At 69.3% G+C, this 15,742-nt stretch carries 12 protein-coding genes; 8 read left to right on the forward strand and 4 right to left on the reverse strand.

Annotated features, from left to right (window positions below; genetic code table 11):
* Positions 1–42: 42 nt before the first annotated feature.
* The 3 genes from AC07RV_RS15515 to AC07RV_RS15525 all read left to right on the forward strand — a co-directional run bounded on the left by AC07RV_RS15515 (position 43) and on the right by AC07RV_RS15525 (position 9,873).
* Complete coding sequence (locus tag AC07RV_RS15515; RefSeq protein ID WP_296774726.1) at positions 43–6,066, forward strand: alpha-2-macroglobulin; 6,024 nt, start codon at positions 43–45, stop codon at positions 6,064–6,066.
* A 20-nt stretch (positions 6,067–6,086) separates the two neighbouring features.
* On the forward strand, positions 6,087–8,444 hold the full coding sequence (gene pbpC / locus AC07RV_RS15520) for a penicillin-binding protein 1C (RefSeq protein WP_296774727.1): 2,358 nt from the start codon (positions 6,087–6,089) through the stop codon (positions 8,442–8,444).
* 73 nt (positions 8,445–8,517) lie between these two features.
* Entirely contained in the window at positions 8,518–9,873 is a 1,356-nt protein-coding gene (locus AC07RV_RS15525) for an esterase-like activity of phytase family protein (RefSeq protein WP_296774728.1), read from the forward strand.
* Between the two features lie 9 nt (positions 9,874–9,882).
* Here the strand turns inward: AC07RV_RS15525 and AC07RV_RS15530 are convergent, their stop codons facing one another.
* The 4 genes from AC07RV_RS15530 to AC07RV_RS15545 all read right to left on the reverse strand — a co-directional run bounded on the left by AC07RV_RS15530 (position 9,883) and on the right by AC07RV_RS15545 (position 12,283).
* Positions 9,883–10,458 (reverse strand): hypothetical protein, encoded by a 576-nt coding sequence (locus AC07RV_RS15530; protein ID WP_296774729.1) that lies wholly within the window; start codon positions 10,456–10,458, stop codon positions 9,883–9,885.
* 214 nt (positions 10,459–10,672) lie between these two features.
* Positions 10,673–11,284, reverse strand: a complete 612-nt coding sequence (locus tag AC07RV_RS15535) for a DUF3164 family protein (protein ID WP_093343537.1) — start codon at positions 11,282–11,284, stop codon at positions 10,673–10,675.
* A 49-nt stretch (positions 11,285–11,333) separates the two neighbouring features.
* The gene (locus tag AC07RV_RS15540) at positions 11,334–11,768 is read right to left on the reverse strand and encodes a hypothetical protein (RefSeq protein WP_296774730.1); all 435 of its coding nucleotides are present in this window, start codon (positions 11,766–11,768) and stop codon (positions 11,334–11,336) included.
* Positions 11,765–12,283, reverse strand: a complete 519-nt coding sequence (locus tag AC07RV_RS15545) for a hypothetical protein (protein WP_296774731.1) — start codon at positions 12,281–12,283, stop codon at positions 11,765–11,767. Before AC07RV_RS15545 ends, AC07RV_RS15540 begins: the two co-directional genes overlap by 4 nt.
* A 350-nt stretch (positions 12,284–12,633) precedes the next feature.
* Here AC07RV_RS15545 and AC07RV_RS15550 point away from each other — a divergent pair, with 350 nt between their 5' ends.
* The 5 genes from AC07RV_RS15550 to AC07RV_RS15570 all read left to right on the forward strand — a co-directional run bounded on the left by AC07RV_RS15550 (position 12,634) and on the right by AC07RV_RS15570 (position 15,586).
* The gene (locus AC07RV_RS15550) at positions 12,634–13,314 is read left to right on the forward strand and encodes an XRE family transcriptional regulator (protein WP_444852510.1); all 681 of its coding nucleotides are present in this window, start codon (positions 12,634–12,636) and stop codon (positions 13,312–13,314) included.
* A 96-nt stretch (positions 13,315–13,410) separates the two neighbouring features.
* Entirely contained in the window at positions 13,411–13,998 is a 588-nt protein-coding gene (locus tag AC07RV_RS15555) for a lysozyme (RefSeq protein WP_296774732.1), read from the forward strand.
* Positions 13,995–14,639, forward strand: a complete 645-nt coding sequence (locus AC07RV_RS15560) for a hypothetical protein (protein WP_296774733.1) — start codon at positions 13,995–13,997, stop codon at positions 14,637–14,639. Before AC07RV_RS15555 ends, AC07RV_RS15560 begins: the two co-directional genes overlap by 4 nt.
* Entirely contained in the window at positions 14,636–14,905 is a 270-nt protein-coding gene (locus AC07RV_RS15565; RefSeq protein WP_281078879.1) for a hypothetical protein, read from the forward strand. Before AC07RV_RS15560 ends, AC07RV_RS15565 begins: the two co-directional genes overlap by 4 nt.
* 189 nt (positions 14,906–15,094) lie before the next feature.
* Positions 15,095–15,586, forward strand: a complete 492-nt coding sequence (locus AC07RV_RS15570) for a hypothetical protein (protein WP_296774735.1) — start codon at positions 15,095–15,097, stop codon at positions 15,584–15,586.
* Positions 15,587–15,742 lie beyond the last annotated feature (156 nt).

Raw genomic sequence — 15,742 nt, forward strand, 5'->3', positions numbered from 1 at the left:
GACAGACTGCCAGACGCCGACAAAAACACCGGGGGAGCCTCCATGCTTCAAGTTGCCAATCGAAAACTCGCGTCGCTCAGCGACGTGCTCTTCACCGGGCTGGGCCGCGCGCTCGGCTTCCTGCGCCCGCTCGCGCGCGGGCTCATCGGTTCCTGGCGACCCCCGGGCTGGCTGCGCATCGCGGGCGCGCTGCTGCTGCTCGGACTGCAATGGCTGCAGCAGCGGCTTGCCTGGGTGCTGCTGCTGGTGTTGCTGGCGTTCGCGGGCTGGATGGCCAGCCCGCAGCTCCTGAAGTGGTGGCATGGCCTCACGCCCGATCGCGTCGAGCCCGTGGTGGCGACCGCGCAGATCGTGCCGCCGCCGCGCACGCAGATCGAGCTCGACAAGGGGCCCAATCCGGTCGTCATCAATTTCTCGGCCTCAGTCGCGCCGATCGCGCGTGTCGGCCAGGAGGCGACGGGTGTCGGCATCGAGCCGGCCATCGCGGGCCGCTGGACCTGGACCGATGCCAAGAAGCTGGAGTTCCTGCCCGCGCAGGACTGGCCGGTGGGCCAGGCCTACAAGGTGCAGCTCTCGAAGGAGGCGCTGGCACCGCACATCGAGATCGAACAGCGCAAGTACGACTTCAGCTCGGCCGAGTTCAGCGCCCGCATCGCGAGCGCCGAGTTCTACCAGGACCCGGTGCAGGCCAACGTGCGGCGCGCGCTGTTCCAGGTGCGCTTCTCGCATCCCGTGAACACCGCCGAGTTCGAGAAGCGGCTGGTGCTGACCTACGACCAGGCCTGCAGCAGCTCGTTCTTCAGCGTCGGCAAATGCGCGAGCGAGAAATTCACGGTCAGCTACGACAAGCTGCGCCTCACGGCCACGGTCCAGTCCGAGCCCCTGCCCATTCCCGAGAAGACCCGCCCCGTGCTGCTGAGCCTCACTGCCGGCGCGGTGGCGCAGAAGGGCGGCCCGGGCCAGCGCAACGACGTCTCGCGCGCGGTCGACATCCCCGGCCTCTTCAGCCTCGACATCGCCAGCGTCGAACCCACCATCGTCACGGGCGAGAACGGCGAGCCCGAGCACGTGATGCATGTCAGCGCCTCGATGCCGGTGCACGAGCGCGAGATGGCGCGCCTGGTGCAGGCCTGGCTGCTGCCGGTCACCGAAGATCCCAAGGGCGACCCGGAAGACAGGTTCGACTGGTCTGCCGATCCCGCGAAGATCACCGACGCGGTGCTGCGCCGCGCGAAGAAGATCGGCCTGCAGCCCATCGCCAGCGAGCGCGAGGTGACCGAGACGGTCAGCTTCCGCCTGCCGCAGGCCGAAGGCGGGCGCTACCTGCTGGTGCGCGTGGCCAAGGGCCTGAAGACGCCCGGCGGCTACCAGCTCGGCACGGCCTTCCAGAGCGTGCAGCTGCTCAAGACCTTCGCGCCCGAACTCACGATCATGAGCCAGGGTTCGCTGCTCGCGCTGTCGGGCGAGCGCAAGCTGCCGATCCTGGTGCGCGACCTGCCGGGCGTGCGCGTCGAGATCGGGCGCCTGCTGCCGCAGCAGCTGCAGCACCTGGTGACGCAGAGTAACGGCGATTTCTCGCATCCCAAGTTCTACGGCGGCCTCGGCACCGACAACCTGGTCGATCGCTTCGAGAAGCAGATCCCGCTGGCCATTCCGCCCGGCAAGGCGCACTACGAGACGGTCGATTTCGCCGAGTACCTGCGCAGCGACATCAGCGACCGGCGCGGCGTGTTCCTGCTCAAGGTGCAGGGCTTCGATCCCAAGGCGAAGAAGAAGCCCGAGGGCGAAGCGGACGCCACCGAGGCGTCGTCCGAGGACGAGGAGCAGCAGTCCTCGGGCGAGGACGAGGGCAACCCCGAGAGCGGCAACCCCGAGGACCAGAAGGACGAGCGGCTGGTGCTTGTCACCGACCTGGGCATCGTCGCCAAGAAGTCGCTCGACGGCACGCGCGACGTGTTCGTGCAGAGCATCGCCAACGGCCAGCCCGTGGGCGGCGCGCTGGTCGAGGTGTGGGGCCGCAACGGCATGATCGTGGCGTCGCAGGCCACCGATGCCACGGGCCGCGCGAAGCTGCCCAACCTCGCGGGCTTCCAGCGCGAGAAGCAGCCGGTGGTGCTGGTGGTGCGCAAGGACGGCGACCTGAGCTTCCTGCCCTTCAACAAGACCGACCGCACGCTCGACATCTCGCGCTTCGACGTCGGCGGCCTGCGCGCGGCCGGCGTGCCGAACCAGATGACGGCCTACGTCTTCAGCGACCGCGGCATCTACCGCCCGGGCGACACCATGCACATCGCGATGATGGTGAAGGCCGGCAACTGGGGCACCTCGCTGCGCGACCTGCCGCTCGAAGCCGAGATCATCGATGCGCGCGGCCTGAGCGTGCGGCGCGAGAAGCTGCGCCTCGGCCCCGGCGGCGCGGCCGAGATCGCGCACGCCACGCAGGACACCTCGCCCACCGGCAACTACACCGTCAACCTCTACCTGCCGCGCGAGTCCTCGCCCGGCGCGCCCGAGGTGCAGGGGCTGCTGCTGGGCAGCACCACGGTGAAGGTGCAGGAGTTCCTGCCCGACCGCACCAAGGTCACGGCCAGGCTCAGCAGCGAGATCGCCGAAGGCTGGGTGAAACCCAAGGACATGAAGGCGCTGATCGACGTGCAGAACCTGTTCGGCACGCCCGCGCCCGACCGCAAGGTTGAGGGCACGCTCACGCTGAGCCCGGCCTTCCCGGTGTTCCGCGCCTTCGCCGACTACGCCTTCTTCGATCCGCAGCGCGCGGCCGAGAAGCAGGTGGACGACCTCGGCAGCGTGCAGACCAGCGCCGAGGGCAAGGCCGAGTTCGACCTGCGGCTGTCGCGCTTCGAGGCCGCCACCTACCAGGTGCACGTGCTGGCCAAGGCCTTCGAACCCGAGGGCGGGCGCAGCGTGTCGGCCGAGGCGCGCACGCTGGTGAGCGACCTGCCCTACCTGGTGGGCGTCAAGGTCGACGGCGACACCGGCTACGTGAGCAAGGGCGCGGCGCGCAACGCGCACGTGATCGCGATCGACCCGCAGGCGAAGAAGACCGCGGTGGCCGACCTGGTGCTGCAGCGCGTGGAGCGCAAGGTGCTGTCGGTGCTGATCAAGCAGGACAACGGCCTGTACCGCTACGAATCGCGCCGCAAGGAGATCGTGCTCGACGAGAAGCCGCTGGCCATCGCCGCGGCCGGCAACAACGTGGCGCTCGACACCGGCACGCCCGGCAACTTCGCCTACGTGGTGCGCAATGCCGGCGGGCTCGAGCTCAACCGCGTCGAGTACAGCGTGGCGGGCAACGCCAACGTCAGCCGCTCGCTCGACCGCAATGCCGAGCTGCAGCTCACGCTCGACCGCAAGGACTACGAGCCCGGACAGGAGATCGAGGTCAGCATCCGCGCGCCCTACGTCGGCGCCGGCCTGATCACCATCGAGCGCGACAAGGTCTATGCGCATGCCTGGTTCAAGACCGACAAGACCGCCTCGGTGCAGAAGATCGTGCTGCCCAAGGACTTCGAGGGCACCGGCTACATCAACGTGCACTTCGTGCGCGACCCGGCCTCGGACGAGGTCTACATGAGCCCGCTGTCCTACGGCATCGCGCCCTTCGCCACCAGCCTGTCGAAGCGCACGGCCAACCTGCAGCTCACGAGCACCGAGCTCGTGAAGCCCGGCCAGACCGTGAAGATGAAGCTCACCAGCGACCAGCCCACGCGCGCCGTGGTGTTCGCGGTCGACGAGGGCATCCTGCAGGTGGCGCGCTACAAGACGCCCGACCCGCTCAAGCACTTCTTCCAGAAGCGCGCGCTCGAGGTCGGCACCCTGCAGACGCTCGACCTGATCCTGCCCGAGTTCAAGAAGCTGATGCAGGGCGCCGCGCCCGGCGGCGACGGCGAAGGCGAGCTCGGCAAGCACCTGAACCCGTTCAAGCGCAAGCGCGACAAGCCGGTGGCCTACTGGTCGGGCCTGGTCGACGTGAACGGCAGCCGCGAGTTCAGCTACACCGTGCCCGAGAGCTTCAACGGCAGCCTGCGCGTGATGGCGGTGGCCGTGAACGACGAGACCACGGCCGCGAAGAGCACCCGCACCACGGTGCGCGGCGACATGGTGATCCTGCCGAACGCGCCGCTCGCGATGGCGCCCGGCGACACGGTCGAGGTCGGCGTGGGCCTGGCCAACAACATCGCGGGCTCGGGCAAGGAGGCGCCGATCGCGCTCACGCTCACCGCCTCGGGCGGGCTCGAGGTGGTCGGCGATGCGACGCAGACGCTCAAGGTCAACGAGCGCGGCGAGGCCAGCACGAAGTTCAACGTGCGCGCCAAGCCCGGGGAGCAGGCGGTGCTGGGTTCGTCGGCGCTGGTGTTCACCTCCACGCACAAGAACTTCAGCGCACGGCTCGCCACCGAGGTGAGCGTGCGGCCCGCCTCGCCCTTCGTCTCGCTGGTGCAGGCCGGCAGCTTCCAGCGCTCGGGCGAGATCGCGAGCAAGGGCGACTTCTATCCGAACTTCCGCCGCAGCGACCTCGCGGTGTCGGCCGCGCCCTGGGCCTTCGCCACCGGCCTCATGCAGTACCTCGAGGCCTATCCGCATGGCTGCACCGAGCAGATCACGAGCCAGACCTTCCCGGCTGTGCTGCTCGCGGGCCGGCCCGAGCTGCTGAAGGAAATGGCGCGCGGCCGCACGGCCGACCAGGGCCCGCTGCCCGAGGCGCGCAAGACGCTCGAGCGCTACCTCGTGCAACTGCGCGCGCGCCAGACGGCCGACGGCGGCTTCTCGCTGTGGCCCGGCGCGGGTGCCGACCCGTTCGCGACGCTCTATGCGGTGCACCTGCTGGTGGAGGCGCGCGACCACAAGCTGCCGGTGCCGCAGGACCTGCTGCAGCGCGCCAACACCTACCTGCAGGGCTGGCTCGGCAGCGGCGACTCGTCGCTCGATGGCTGGCGCCAGCGCACGCAGGCGGCCTACCTGCTCACGCGCCAGGGCATCGTGGTGCCGGCCGCGCTGGCCAACCTGCGCGAGACCTGGCGCAACCAGCAGGCCAAGCAGACCGCGGGCTGGAGCGACGACCTCGGCGCCGTCTACCTCGCGGCGAGCTACCAGCTCGTGAAGCAGGAGCAGGTGGCCAACGAGCTGCTCAACCCCGTGTGGGCCGACCTGCTCGCGCGCACCGAGAAGAACCAGCGCCGCAACGTCTGGGGCCGCTACTACGACCCGCTGGTGCACGACAGCATGATGCTGCACCTGGTGGGCCGGCACTTCCCCGTGCGGCTCAAGACGCTGAAGCCCGCGGTGTGGGAAGGCATGGCCGGCATGGTGCGCGACGGCTGGTACAACAGCCTGTCGTCGGCCGCGATGCTGATGGCGGTCGATGCCTACTTCGATGCCGTGGCGCAGAACGCCGAGGGCAAGCTCACGGCCTCGGCCATCGATGCGCAGGGCAAGGCCGCGGCGCTCGCGCTCGGCGCCGTCAACCCGGTGGCGCGCGCCGCGGTGCCCGTCGGCACCGCGAAGCTGGGCCTCGCGAACGACAGCGACTTCAACCTCTACTACAGCTGGACCGAGCAGGGCTTCGAACGCAAGCTGCCCGACACCGCGGTGAACCAGGGGCTGGAGGTGTTCCACGAGGTGCTCGATGCCAAGGGCAACCCGGTCACCAAGGCGAAGCTCGGCGAGGAAGTCACGGTGCGGGTGCGCGTGCGCAGCCTCGAACGGCCGCAGATCGCCGACGTCGCGCTGGTCGACCTGCTGCCCGGTGGCCTCGAGCCCGTGCTGCAGGCCGTGGGCGACGACGCCGAGGGCGAGAACGCCGACGCGCCGGTCTGGAAGAAGCGCCTGGGCGGCAACGGCTCGTGGAAGGTGCAGTACGCCGACATCCGCGAGGACCGCGTGGTGTTCTACGGCAGCGTCGACAAGAACCTGCTCGAGGTGACCTACAAGGCGCGCGCCACCAACGTCGGCGACTTCGTGGTGCCCGCGGCCTACGGCGAGGCGATGTACGACCGGCGCATCTACGCGCGCTCGGCCGGCGCGCGCTTCCAGGTGGTCGCGAACTGAGCCGAGGCGGGGGCGAACCCATGACCACGACGCGCGCACGTTCCGCATGGCGAGGCCGGGGTCGCCGCCTGCTGATCGCGGGCGTGCTGCTGGCCCTGCTGCTCGCGCTACTGCGGCTGTGGCCGCATGCGCCGCTCAGCGAGACGGTGGGCAGCTCGCGTGCCGTCTATGCGCGCGGCGGCGAGCTGTTGCGGCTCACGCTCGCGGCCGATGAACAGTACCGGCTGTGGGTGCCGCTAGCGCGCATCTCGCCCACCCTGATCGACGCGGTGCTGCTCTACGAGGACCGGCGCTTCTACGCTCACCCGGGCGTCAACCCCGCGGCGCTGGTGCGCAGCGCCTGGCGCATCGCGAGCGGCGAGCGCCGCCAGGGCGGCTCCACCCTCACGATGCAGCTCGCGCGCCGGCTCTATGGCATCGACAGCCGCACGGCCGGCGGCAAGGTCGCGCAGATCGCCGCCGCGCTGTGGATCGAGGCGCGCCACGGCAAGCGCGAGATCCTCGAGGCCTACCTCAACACCGCGCCCTACGGCGGCAACATCGAGGGCGTGCAGGCCGCGAGCCTGATCTACTTCCGCAAGGACGCCGCCAGGCTCAGCCTGCCCGAGGCGCTCACGCTCGCGGTGATTCCGCAGAACCCGGTCAAGCGCATCGCCGAGCGCGGCCGCAACACCGAGCTGCAGGCCGCGCGCGAACGCCTCTGGGCGCTGTGGGCCGAGCGCGATCCCGCCGCGCGCCAGCATGCGCCCGATGCGCAGCTCGTGCTCTCGGCGCAGTCGCGCGGCAGCCTGCCCTTCCTGGCGCCGCACCTCACCGACATGCTGCTCGCGCAGCCGCGAAGCGATGCCGGCGTCGCGGCGCCGGTCGAGATCCGCGCCACCCTCGATCTGCGCATGCAGTCCACGCTCGAGCGCGTGATGGCCCAGTACCTGCGCACGCATGCCGACGTCGGCATGAACAACGCGAGCGCGCTGCTGCTCGATGCCTCGACCATGCAGGTGCGCGCGTTGATCGGCTCGGCCGACTGGCACGACGATGCCATCGCGGGCCAGGTCAACGGCACCCAGGCCAAGCGCTCGCCGGGCTCCACGCTCAAGCCCTTCATCTATGCGCTCGCGCTCGACCAGGGCCTGCTGCATCCGAAGACCATGCTGAAGGACGCGCCGACCGCCTTCGGTCCCTACACGCCCGAGAACTTCGACCATCGCTTCGCGGGGCCGCTGTCGGCGCAGGAGGCGCTGATCCGCAGTCGCAACGTGCCCGCGGTCGCGGTGGCCGCGAAGCTCTCGAAGCCGGGCCTCTACGACTTCATGCGACTGGCCGGCGTGCAGAAGCTGCAGAGCGAATCGCACTACGGCCTCGCGCTGGTGCTCGGCGGCGGCGAGGTCACGCCCGAGGAGCTCGCGGGCCTCTACGGCACCCTGGCCAACGGCGGCATCGCGCAGCCGCTGCGCTACACCGAGCCTGCGCCCGACGAGCGGCCCGCGCAGCCGTTGCGGCTGCTGAGCGAAGAGGCTTCTTTCATCACGCTCGACATGCTGCGCCAGACGCCGCGTCCCGACACCACCCTGCCCGCGCGGCCCGCCATCGCCTGGAAGACCGGCACCTCCTGGGGCTTTCGCGATGCCTGGACCGCGGGCGTGTTCGGCCGCCACGTGCTGGTGGTGTGGGTCGGCAACTTCGACGGCAGCAGCAACCCCGCGCTGGTGGGTGTCGACGCGGCCGCGCCGCTGTTCCTGCGCATGGTCGACGCGCTGCGCGCCGAGCGGCTCGATCCTGGCGAGGTTGCCGTCACGCAGCCGGCCAACCTGCGCCAGGTCGAGGTCTGCGCAGCCACCGGCGGCCTGCCCGATGCGCTGTGCCCGGTGCGCACGCGCACCTGGTTCATCGCCGGCAAGTCGCCGATCCAGGTCAGCAACTTGCACCGCGCCGTGTGGGTCGACGAGACCACGGGCAAGGTGGTCTGCGGTCCGCAGCCGAACGCGCGCCAGCAGGTGGTCGAGCAATGGGGCAGCGACATGCGCCGCCTGTTCCGCCAGGCCGGCCTGCCGCGCGCCAGCGTGCCCGCCGACGGCTGCGAGCAGAAGGACGCGGGCGCGCCCGAGGCCGCCCCGCTCATCAGCTCGCCGCTGCGCGGCGTGCGCCACACGCTGCGCGTGGCCAGGCCCGAGCCGCTGGTGCTGCGCGCCGAGGCCGCGGCCGGCACGCAGACCCTCTATTGGTTCGCCGACGATGCGCTGGTCGGCCGTGCCGCGCCCGGCGAGGGCCTCGCCTGGATGCCCGACCTGGCCGAGTCGGGGCGGCGCTACGTGCTGCGCGTGGTCGACGATCAAGGCCGGGCCGAGTCGCGTGAAGTGATCGTCGATATCGCACCTTAGTGGCAGTCATGTCACCGCGGCGTCACGCGTGGTCGGCAAGGTCTCGCGTTTTCGACTCGGACTCCCGACCTCCATGAAGAAGACGCGCCTTTCCCTCCTCGCCCTGGCCGCCGCCGCTGCGTTCGCCGCCACCGGTGCCTCGGCCCAGACCGCCTTCCCCGCCACCCTCGCCGGCCATGCCGTGCTGCCCGCGCAGAGCTTCGTCGCCGCGCCCAAGGATGCGCCGGCCGACCTGCAGGTCAGCGGCAAGTTCACCACGCCCAAGCGCGTGGAAGCCATCGGCAGCGTCGAAGGCCTCTCGGGCGGCCGCGGCACCGGCGTGTCGCTGCCCTTCAAGGGCCAGCCGCTGCAGGGCCATTCGGGCATCAAGAAGATGGACGACGGCAGCTTCTGGATCCTCACCGACAACGGTGCCGGCGCGAAGGCCAACTCGCCCGACTTCATGCTCTACCTCAACCACTACAAGGTCGACTTCAAGAGCGGCAAGTTCCAGCGCCTGGCCACCGTGTTCCTGCACGACCCCGACAAGAAGGTGCCGTTCCGCATCGTCCACGAGGGCAGCAAGCAGCGCTACCTGACCGGCTCCGACTTCGATCCCGAGAGCTTCCAGTTCGCCGGCGGCGCGCTGTGGATCGGCGAGGAGTTCGGTCCCTACCTGATCAAGGCCGACCTCAAGGGCAAGGTGCTCGCCGTGTTCGACACCCAGGTCGACGGCAAGGTCGTGCGCTCGCCCGACAACCCGGCCGTCACCACGCCCGGCGTGCCCGGCGGCGCGGTCGACTTCCAGATCAAGCGCTCCAAGGGCTTCGAAGGCATGGCCGCCTCGAAGGACGGCAGCAAGCTCTACGCGCTGCTCGAAGGCCCGGTGTGGAACGCCGAGGCCAAGGACTTCGAGAAGGTCGAGGGCAAGGAAGCGCTGCGCGTGCTCGAGTTCGACGTGGCGGGCGAGAAGTGGACCGGCCGCCACTGGAAGTACGTGCTCGAGGCCAACGGCAACGCCATCGGCGACTTCAACATGATCGACGGCACCACGGGCCTGATCATCGAGCGCGACAACGGCGAAGGCACCAGCGACAAGGCCTGCCCCGAAGGCCAGAAGCGCACCGACTGCTTCCACGACATCGCGAAGTTCAAGCGCGTCTACAAGGTCGAGCTCAGCGACGCCAACGTCGGCGGCCCGGTGCGCAAGATCGGCTACATCGACCTGCTGAACATCGCCGACCCCGACAAGCTCGCGCGCAAGCCGCTCAACGACGGCGTGCTCAAGTTCCCGTTCTTCACCATCGAGAACGTCGACGTGGTGGATGCCACCCACATCGTCGTCGGCAACGACAACAACCTGCCCTTCTCGAGCAGCCGCGAGCCGAACAAGGCCGACGACAACGAGCTGGTGCTGCTCGAGGCGGGGGCGCTGCTGCAGGCGAAGTGAGGGCGGCGCTCATCCGTGCGAAGCCTCCGCGACGATCCGCGAGATCTGCCGCTCGACGAGCCGGTGCTCGGCGGCTAGGACACGGATCGACTTGCCCGCGTCGAATTCCGCCCGGATCCGTTCGTTGCGCGCGGCATTGAGGGCCCTGCGCCCGGTCGGCAGCTCGAAGCGCAGCCCGATCCCGTCGATGCCGTACTCGGCACTCAGCGTGCGCAGGTTCTCGAAACCGATCACTGCGACGAAGGGATGGTCCTCGGCGGGATGGGCGGGGATGTAGATCCTCGAGCCGCCGAAGCGTTCGACGAAGCGCATGGTGGCCGGCAGGCCGATGAGGCGGATGAGCTCCTGCAGCCTTGGCGGCAGCAGGTCGGTCGTCGAGCGGCCGGCGCTCGGCTCCGCGCGGCGCGGCGCCGTCGCGCCGCAGCGGTTCGAGCGCGGCGCGGACCGGACGCAGCTCGCCGGCGAACGGGGCGTGCCGTCCCGGCCCTGCATCAGGCCGCTCCACATGCCGCCGCTGTCCGGCGCGTCGTCCTCCGTGGCATGCACGGGACAGGGGGTTCTGCTCACAAATTCCGGGGGATTCATTTCTGTCGATCTCGTGTTGCGGTCGGTGGAGGGGCGCGCCGGCGTGGCGGCGGGACGGCGGGTCAGATGTCGGTCGGGCCGATCTGCACCTTGGGCGGCGCAGGTGGAGCCGGGTCGTTGGTTTCATGCGGCGGTCCGCATGTCTCGCATGCCGCGGGCGGTGCGCCCGGCTCGAGCGGGCGGCACCAGGCGCAGAGGGTGTGCGCGGGCGCCGTCATGCCGCCGCCACGTCGAGGTGGATGGGCGTGTACTCGCCCGTTGCGTCATCGCGCTCGTAGAAGCGGATGTAGGGCTTGGTCCCGGCGATCCTCATGCTGTCGCCGATGGCCTGCATGGCCTGCTGCCATTTCTCGTCGGCGATCTCCAGCCGTCGCAGCGCGAGCACGCGGGCGGTGTTGATCCGGCCCTGCCGGTCGATGCGGAAGGCATCGTTGACCAGCAGGCGGATGTTGGCGTTGATGTCCTTGCTCCAGTTCTGGATGCATTCGTCTATCAGCGCCTTGGCCGCCTGCAGCCGGCCGTCGAACGAAATGGTGTCCTGCACGCGGCGCTCGACCTTGTGCCGCCCGTCGGCGCTCACCAGCGTCACGTTGCCTTTCTTGCCGCCCCGGTGCACGTCGTAGTCCATGAGGCTGCGCTCGAGGAACTCGTGCACCGTGCTCATCGCCGCGACCTTGAAGCCCACCAGCGCCGCGCTCTGGCGCTTGGCTTCCTCGCAGAGCTGGCGGACCACGTGGTGACGGTCGCGGTCAATGGGCTTGATCGTCGGGCGCGGCATCGACGCCTCGAGCTGCCGATGGCCTGGATGTGCGTGCATCTGTTGCATGTGAACTCCTCTGGAATGGTTGGAAAAAGGGCGGGGCGTTCGGATGGCGTCAGCCACCCGGCGCGCGATAGGGACAGCGGCGCCCGAGCAGGACACTGGGGATGCGGGTGAAGTCCATCGCACCCTGGCGTACCGCGGACGGAACCGGGGGCCGGTAGACACTGGTGCCGAGCATCGGGATCTGGCGCGCCGCGGCGGTCCGTTCGGTCAGCGGCCCGGTTCCCGATTTCCATCGGCGCTTGCCCCGCGCTCCGATGCGATGGATGTGGCCGGCCCTGGCCAGCAGCGACAGCAGCTGGCGCAGTCCCGAGCAGGCCGGGTCGTCGCGGTGGTCGGCGATGCGCGTCCGCAGCACGCGATCGAGCTCCGTCTGCGAAGCCGCGCCGCGGTCCTGCAGGTGGCCGAGGATCGCGCGCCGCGCCGCATCGGCGTGCCGCCCGAAAGGCAGGGGAACGGAATGCCCGCAAGGGCGTGGCTGTGTCATGCGAAAGCTCCTTCGGAACTGAATGCGCAGGCGCGGGGTGCCACGCGTTGCGCGGCGATGGCATAGGTCGGCTGCTGGGGCGCCGAAGGCAGCAGGCGGCATTGGAGAAGGCCGCTGGCATGCAGCGCCTGCAGCTGCGTCTCGATGGCCTCGAGGTCGCCGGCCGAGGACCAGTGGCGCGCCAGATTCGGCGCCGACCACCAGCCGCCTTCCTTGCGCAGCGTCGCGCAGATGCGCCGGGCCAGGACGCTGCCTGCCGCGTGGTCCGCCGCATGGCGGAACGGCTTCGCGCCGGCCGGGCCGTCGCCGCCGTGACCCAGCACCTCGAGCACGCGCCGGGCGATCCGGGTGGTCGTGGCCTGGCCCGTGCCGTATTTCCCGGTGCCATTGAGCACCTGGCTCACCGTGCCGCCGCTCAGGCCGAGCCGGGCGGCGATGGCGGCCTGTCTGCGTCCGTGGCAAGCGGCGCGCAGCAGCACGAACCACCGTTCGTCCATGTAGCCAGGCGCGTTCATCGGGTCATCTCCCCGCTCCGGAGACCTTCCACAGACCCGAAAGCACGCACTTCCGTCCAGTGTTCAAAACCGGTTAGAGTGCGGAGAAGACCAAAAAACACCCAAAACAGTGTTTTTTCGACCCTGATGAGACACATGATCATTGCTTAATCGTATTTTGTGTTTGTTGTCGCAATGATAAACACAAATCGAGTTAAACATTCAAAATGAAACCTATGAAAGGTGTCTTATGGATAAAAGTCGTGTTCTGTGTTGACTGAAACCTGATTTATGTCTAGTGTTGATGCTATGAAGTCGAATCGAGGTTTGTCTTGACACCGCCACCGTCTCCTCCCGTCGACGAAGGCCACGTGAAATCGCGGGTGGGCGAACTGGCGCACGCCCAGGGCGGCCGCGTACGGGATCTGCGCAAGCAAAAGGGGCTGACGATCGAAGACTTGGCCCAGCGCAGCGGCCTGCACTTCAATACCGTCGGTCGCATCGAGCGCGGCGTGAGCGACCCCAGCCTGGAACAGCTCTACGTGATCGCGCTGGCGCTCGGCGTCGATCCCGCCGAGTTCAACCCCTTTCCCGCCGGCAAGGCGGGTGCGCCGCCCTCGGGGCTCGACGACGAGCTGTTCGTGCTGATCGACCTGCTCGATGTCCAGGTCAGCGCGGGAAACGGCGCCTTCAATGGATCGCAGGAGAACATGGGCCGCTTCGCGTTCAGCCGCTCCTGGATGACGCGCAAGGGCGTCAAGCCGGCCAGCGCGAGGATCGTGCATGCGCGCGGCGATTCGATGGCCGACAAGATCAACGACGGCGACATCCTGCTGGTAGACACCGCCATCCGGTCGCTCGAGCAGGACGGCGTCTATGTCATCCAGCTCGACGGCCACGACTACGTCAAGGTCCTGCAACGGGACTTCTCGACCGGCGGCCTGCAGATCATCAGCTACAACCTGGCCTACAAGCCGCAGATGCTGAGCGCGGAACAGGCGGCCGACCTGCGGATCAGCGGCCGCGTCGTCTGGCACGGCGGCGAGATCTGACCCTGCGCTTCATCGGCCGGAGGCCGCCGCCGGCATAGCGCCGCGGCCTTCGCACCCCCTCGGCGGACACCTGTCCGCCTCAGTGTTCGATGCCCCTTGCCAGACCATCTGGTCATGGGCAACAACAACATCCATCCATCGAACGCGTCGCGTCCGCGAGCGCGAGGCGGCATCACCCGGCAGGCACTCGCCACGCTGGCGTTGAGCGCGGCGGGCCTGGTCGGCATCGTCGCGCGCGAGGGTTACAGCGACCGGGCCTATCCGGATCCGGTTCACGGCAGCGCCGTCCCCACGATCGGCTTCGGCTCGACCGACGGCGTGCGCATGGGCGACACCACCACGCCGGTGCCCGCGCTCGAGCGTGCATTGCGCGACATCCGCAGCTACGAGGGCGCGCTCAAGCAATGCGTGAAGGTGCCGTTGCACCAGGGCGAGTACGACGCGTACGTGAGCCTGGCCTACAACATCGGTGCCTTCAATTTCTGCACGGGCGGACGCGAAGGCCGCGTGTCCACGCTCGTGACCCGGCTCAATGCCGAGGACTACGAAGGGGCCTGCAACGCCATCCTGGACTGGAAGTACGCGGGCGGCACCGACTGCTCCGCGCTGGGCAACAAGGTCTGCGCGGGCCTCTGGAAAGACCGCCTGCGCCTGCATGCGCAATGCCTGAAGGCCGCCGGATGAGCAGCAGCTCCAGGGCCTGGCTCCGTCTCGCCGGGGCGATGCTGGCGATCGGCCTTCTCGCGGCGCTCGCCGCCGCCATCCACGAGGCCGGCGCGACACGCGAGCGCCTGGTCTGGCAGGGCAGGGAGGCGCAGCGCAACGCCGCCGCCGCCGAGGCCCTGCGCAAGGAATACGAACGCGGCCGCGCCGCCTCCACCCGCTATCAGCTGGACGCGGGCGCGCTGCAGACCCGCTATCTCGCTCTCGAAGGAATCTCCCATGAACTGCGCCAGCGCGTGGCTCTCGTGCTCCCTCCCGTCACTGCGCGTGATCGCCCTGATCGGGTCCCACGCGGCGCGCCGTCTCCTGCGCCGTTGCCGCACGATGCCGTCGAGGCGGCACCGCCAGGCCCTGTCGGCGACGATCGCCATCGCCTCAGCCTCGCTGCTGTGTGGATGTGGAACAGCGCGCTGGCGGGAACCGACGTCCCTGCCGGTGCCTGCGGATCTGCTGATACCTCCGACGCGGCCTGTGCTGCTGACGCCGGTCTTGTCGTCGACGACGCGTGGGACAACCAGCGGCTCAACGCGCGCGCCTGCGCCGCCGACCGGCTCCGTCATGCCGCGTTGATCGAGTTCCTCACGCAGAGGCCCGTGCCATGAACGATCCGGAAATCCGCGCCCAGGAGCTGTTCCTGCTCGGGCAGATCCACGGCCTGGTGTCGGCGCTCAAGGAGGGCCAGGACCGGCAGAACAGGCGCATGGACGCCGTCGACGCGCGCTTCGACGCACTCGACAGCCGCCTGCGCGCGGTGGAGCAGCGTGCCGCGGCCTTCGGCGCCGCATCGGGCGGTGCCATGGCCATCGCGACCGCCCTGCTCGCGGAGAGCCTCAAGCAGTGGTTTCGCAGCAATGCCAGCGGCAACTGATGCGCGTCGCGCGGCCATCGGCGGACAGATGTCCGCCTCGGCGATCGGGGCTTCGTCGGAGACAGTGGATCCAACGACCGAGAAGAACGCCACCGCATCTTTCTGCCGCCCCGTTCGTCGCCGTTCGATGACTTTTCTTATTGCAACTGCCGTGCATCGTGTGCATGGCATGACCGTCGGAGCCTACGCATGACCTCTCTCGCCGCCATCCGCACCGCCATCGTCCAGACGCTGGGCACCGTGCCCGCCATCGGCCGCGTGCACGACCGCGAGCGCTATCTCGCGGACGAGGCGGCGCTGCGCGCGCTCTTCCTGCACGAGCTGCCCGATCACGCCCTGCAGCTGCGCGGCTGGTGGTTGCGCCGCGCGCAGACCAGCGAACACGCGCTGAATGCGGTGCGTGGTGTCGCCATCGACACCTGGACCCTGCGCGGCTACCTCGCCTTCGACGACGCCGCGGGTTCCGAGCTCGTGTTCGACGCCCTGATCGAAGCCATCCGCGATGCGGTGCGCGCCGATCCGACGCTCGGCGGTGCCTGCGCGCTCTCGCCGCTGAAGGACGAGGACGAAGACACCGAGGACACCGACGGCGTGCAGGTCGCGGAGGTGGGCCTCGTCGATTTCTGCGGCCTCAAGTGCCATGGCGCCACGTTGCGATTGAGGACCTGGCGCTACCTCTGAGCGTCCGCGCTTTTTCCACCCGCTGATGGCGGGTGCCGAACGGCGATGTGTCCGTTCGGTCCCGCCGCTCTCCATCTGCGCCGCATGCACGCATCGGCAAGGACGGCATCGACGCGCCCGTGCGAACCGGGCGGTCGTGCCAGGCGCATCGCGCAA

Source organism: Variovorax sp. GW821-FHT09B01, assembly GCF_059418345.1.

Coding starts and splice junctions, on each gene's coding strand:
- AC07RV_RS15515 (WP_296774726.1), top strand. CDS start 43: ATGCTTCAAGTTGCCAATCGAAAACTCGCGTCGCTCAGCGACGTGCTC.
- pbpC (WP_296774727.1), top strand. CDS start 6,087: ATGACCACGACGCGCGCACGTTCCGCATGGCGAGGCCGGGGTCGCCGC.
- AC07RV_RS15525 (WP_296774728.1), top strand. CDS start 8,518: ATGAAGAAGACGCGCCTTTCCCTCCTCGCCCTGGCCGCCGCCGCTGCG.
- AC07RV_RS15530 (WP_296774729.1), bottom strand. CDS start 10,458: ATGAATCCCCCGGAATTTGTGAGCAGAACCCCCTGTCCCGTGCATGCC.
- AC07RV_RS15535 (WP_093343537.1), bottom strand. CDS start 11,284: ATGCAACAGATGCACGCACATCCAGGCCATCGGCAGCTCGAGGCGTCG.
- AC07RV_RS15540 (WP_296774730.1), bottom strand. CDS start 11,768: ATGACACAGCCACGCCCTTGCGGGCATTCCGTTCCCCTGCCTTTCGGG.
- AC07RV_RS15545 (WP_296774731.1), bottom strand. CDS start 12,283: ATGAACGCGCCTGGCTACATGGACGAACGGTGGTTCGTGCTGCTGCGC.
- AC07RV_RS15560 (WP_296774733.1), top strand. CDS start 13,995: ATGAGCAGCAGCTCCAGGGCCTGGCTCCGTCTCGCCGGGGCGATGCTG.
- AC07RV_RS15565 (WP_281078879.1), top strand. CDS start 14,636: ATGAACGATCCGGAAATCCGCGCCCAGGAGCTGTTCCTGCTCGGGCAG.
- AC07RV_RS15570 (WP_296774735.1), top strand. CDS start 15,095: ATGACCTCTCTCGCCGCCATCCGCACCGCCATCGTCCAGACGCTGGGC.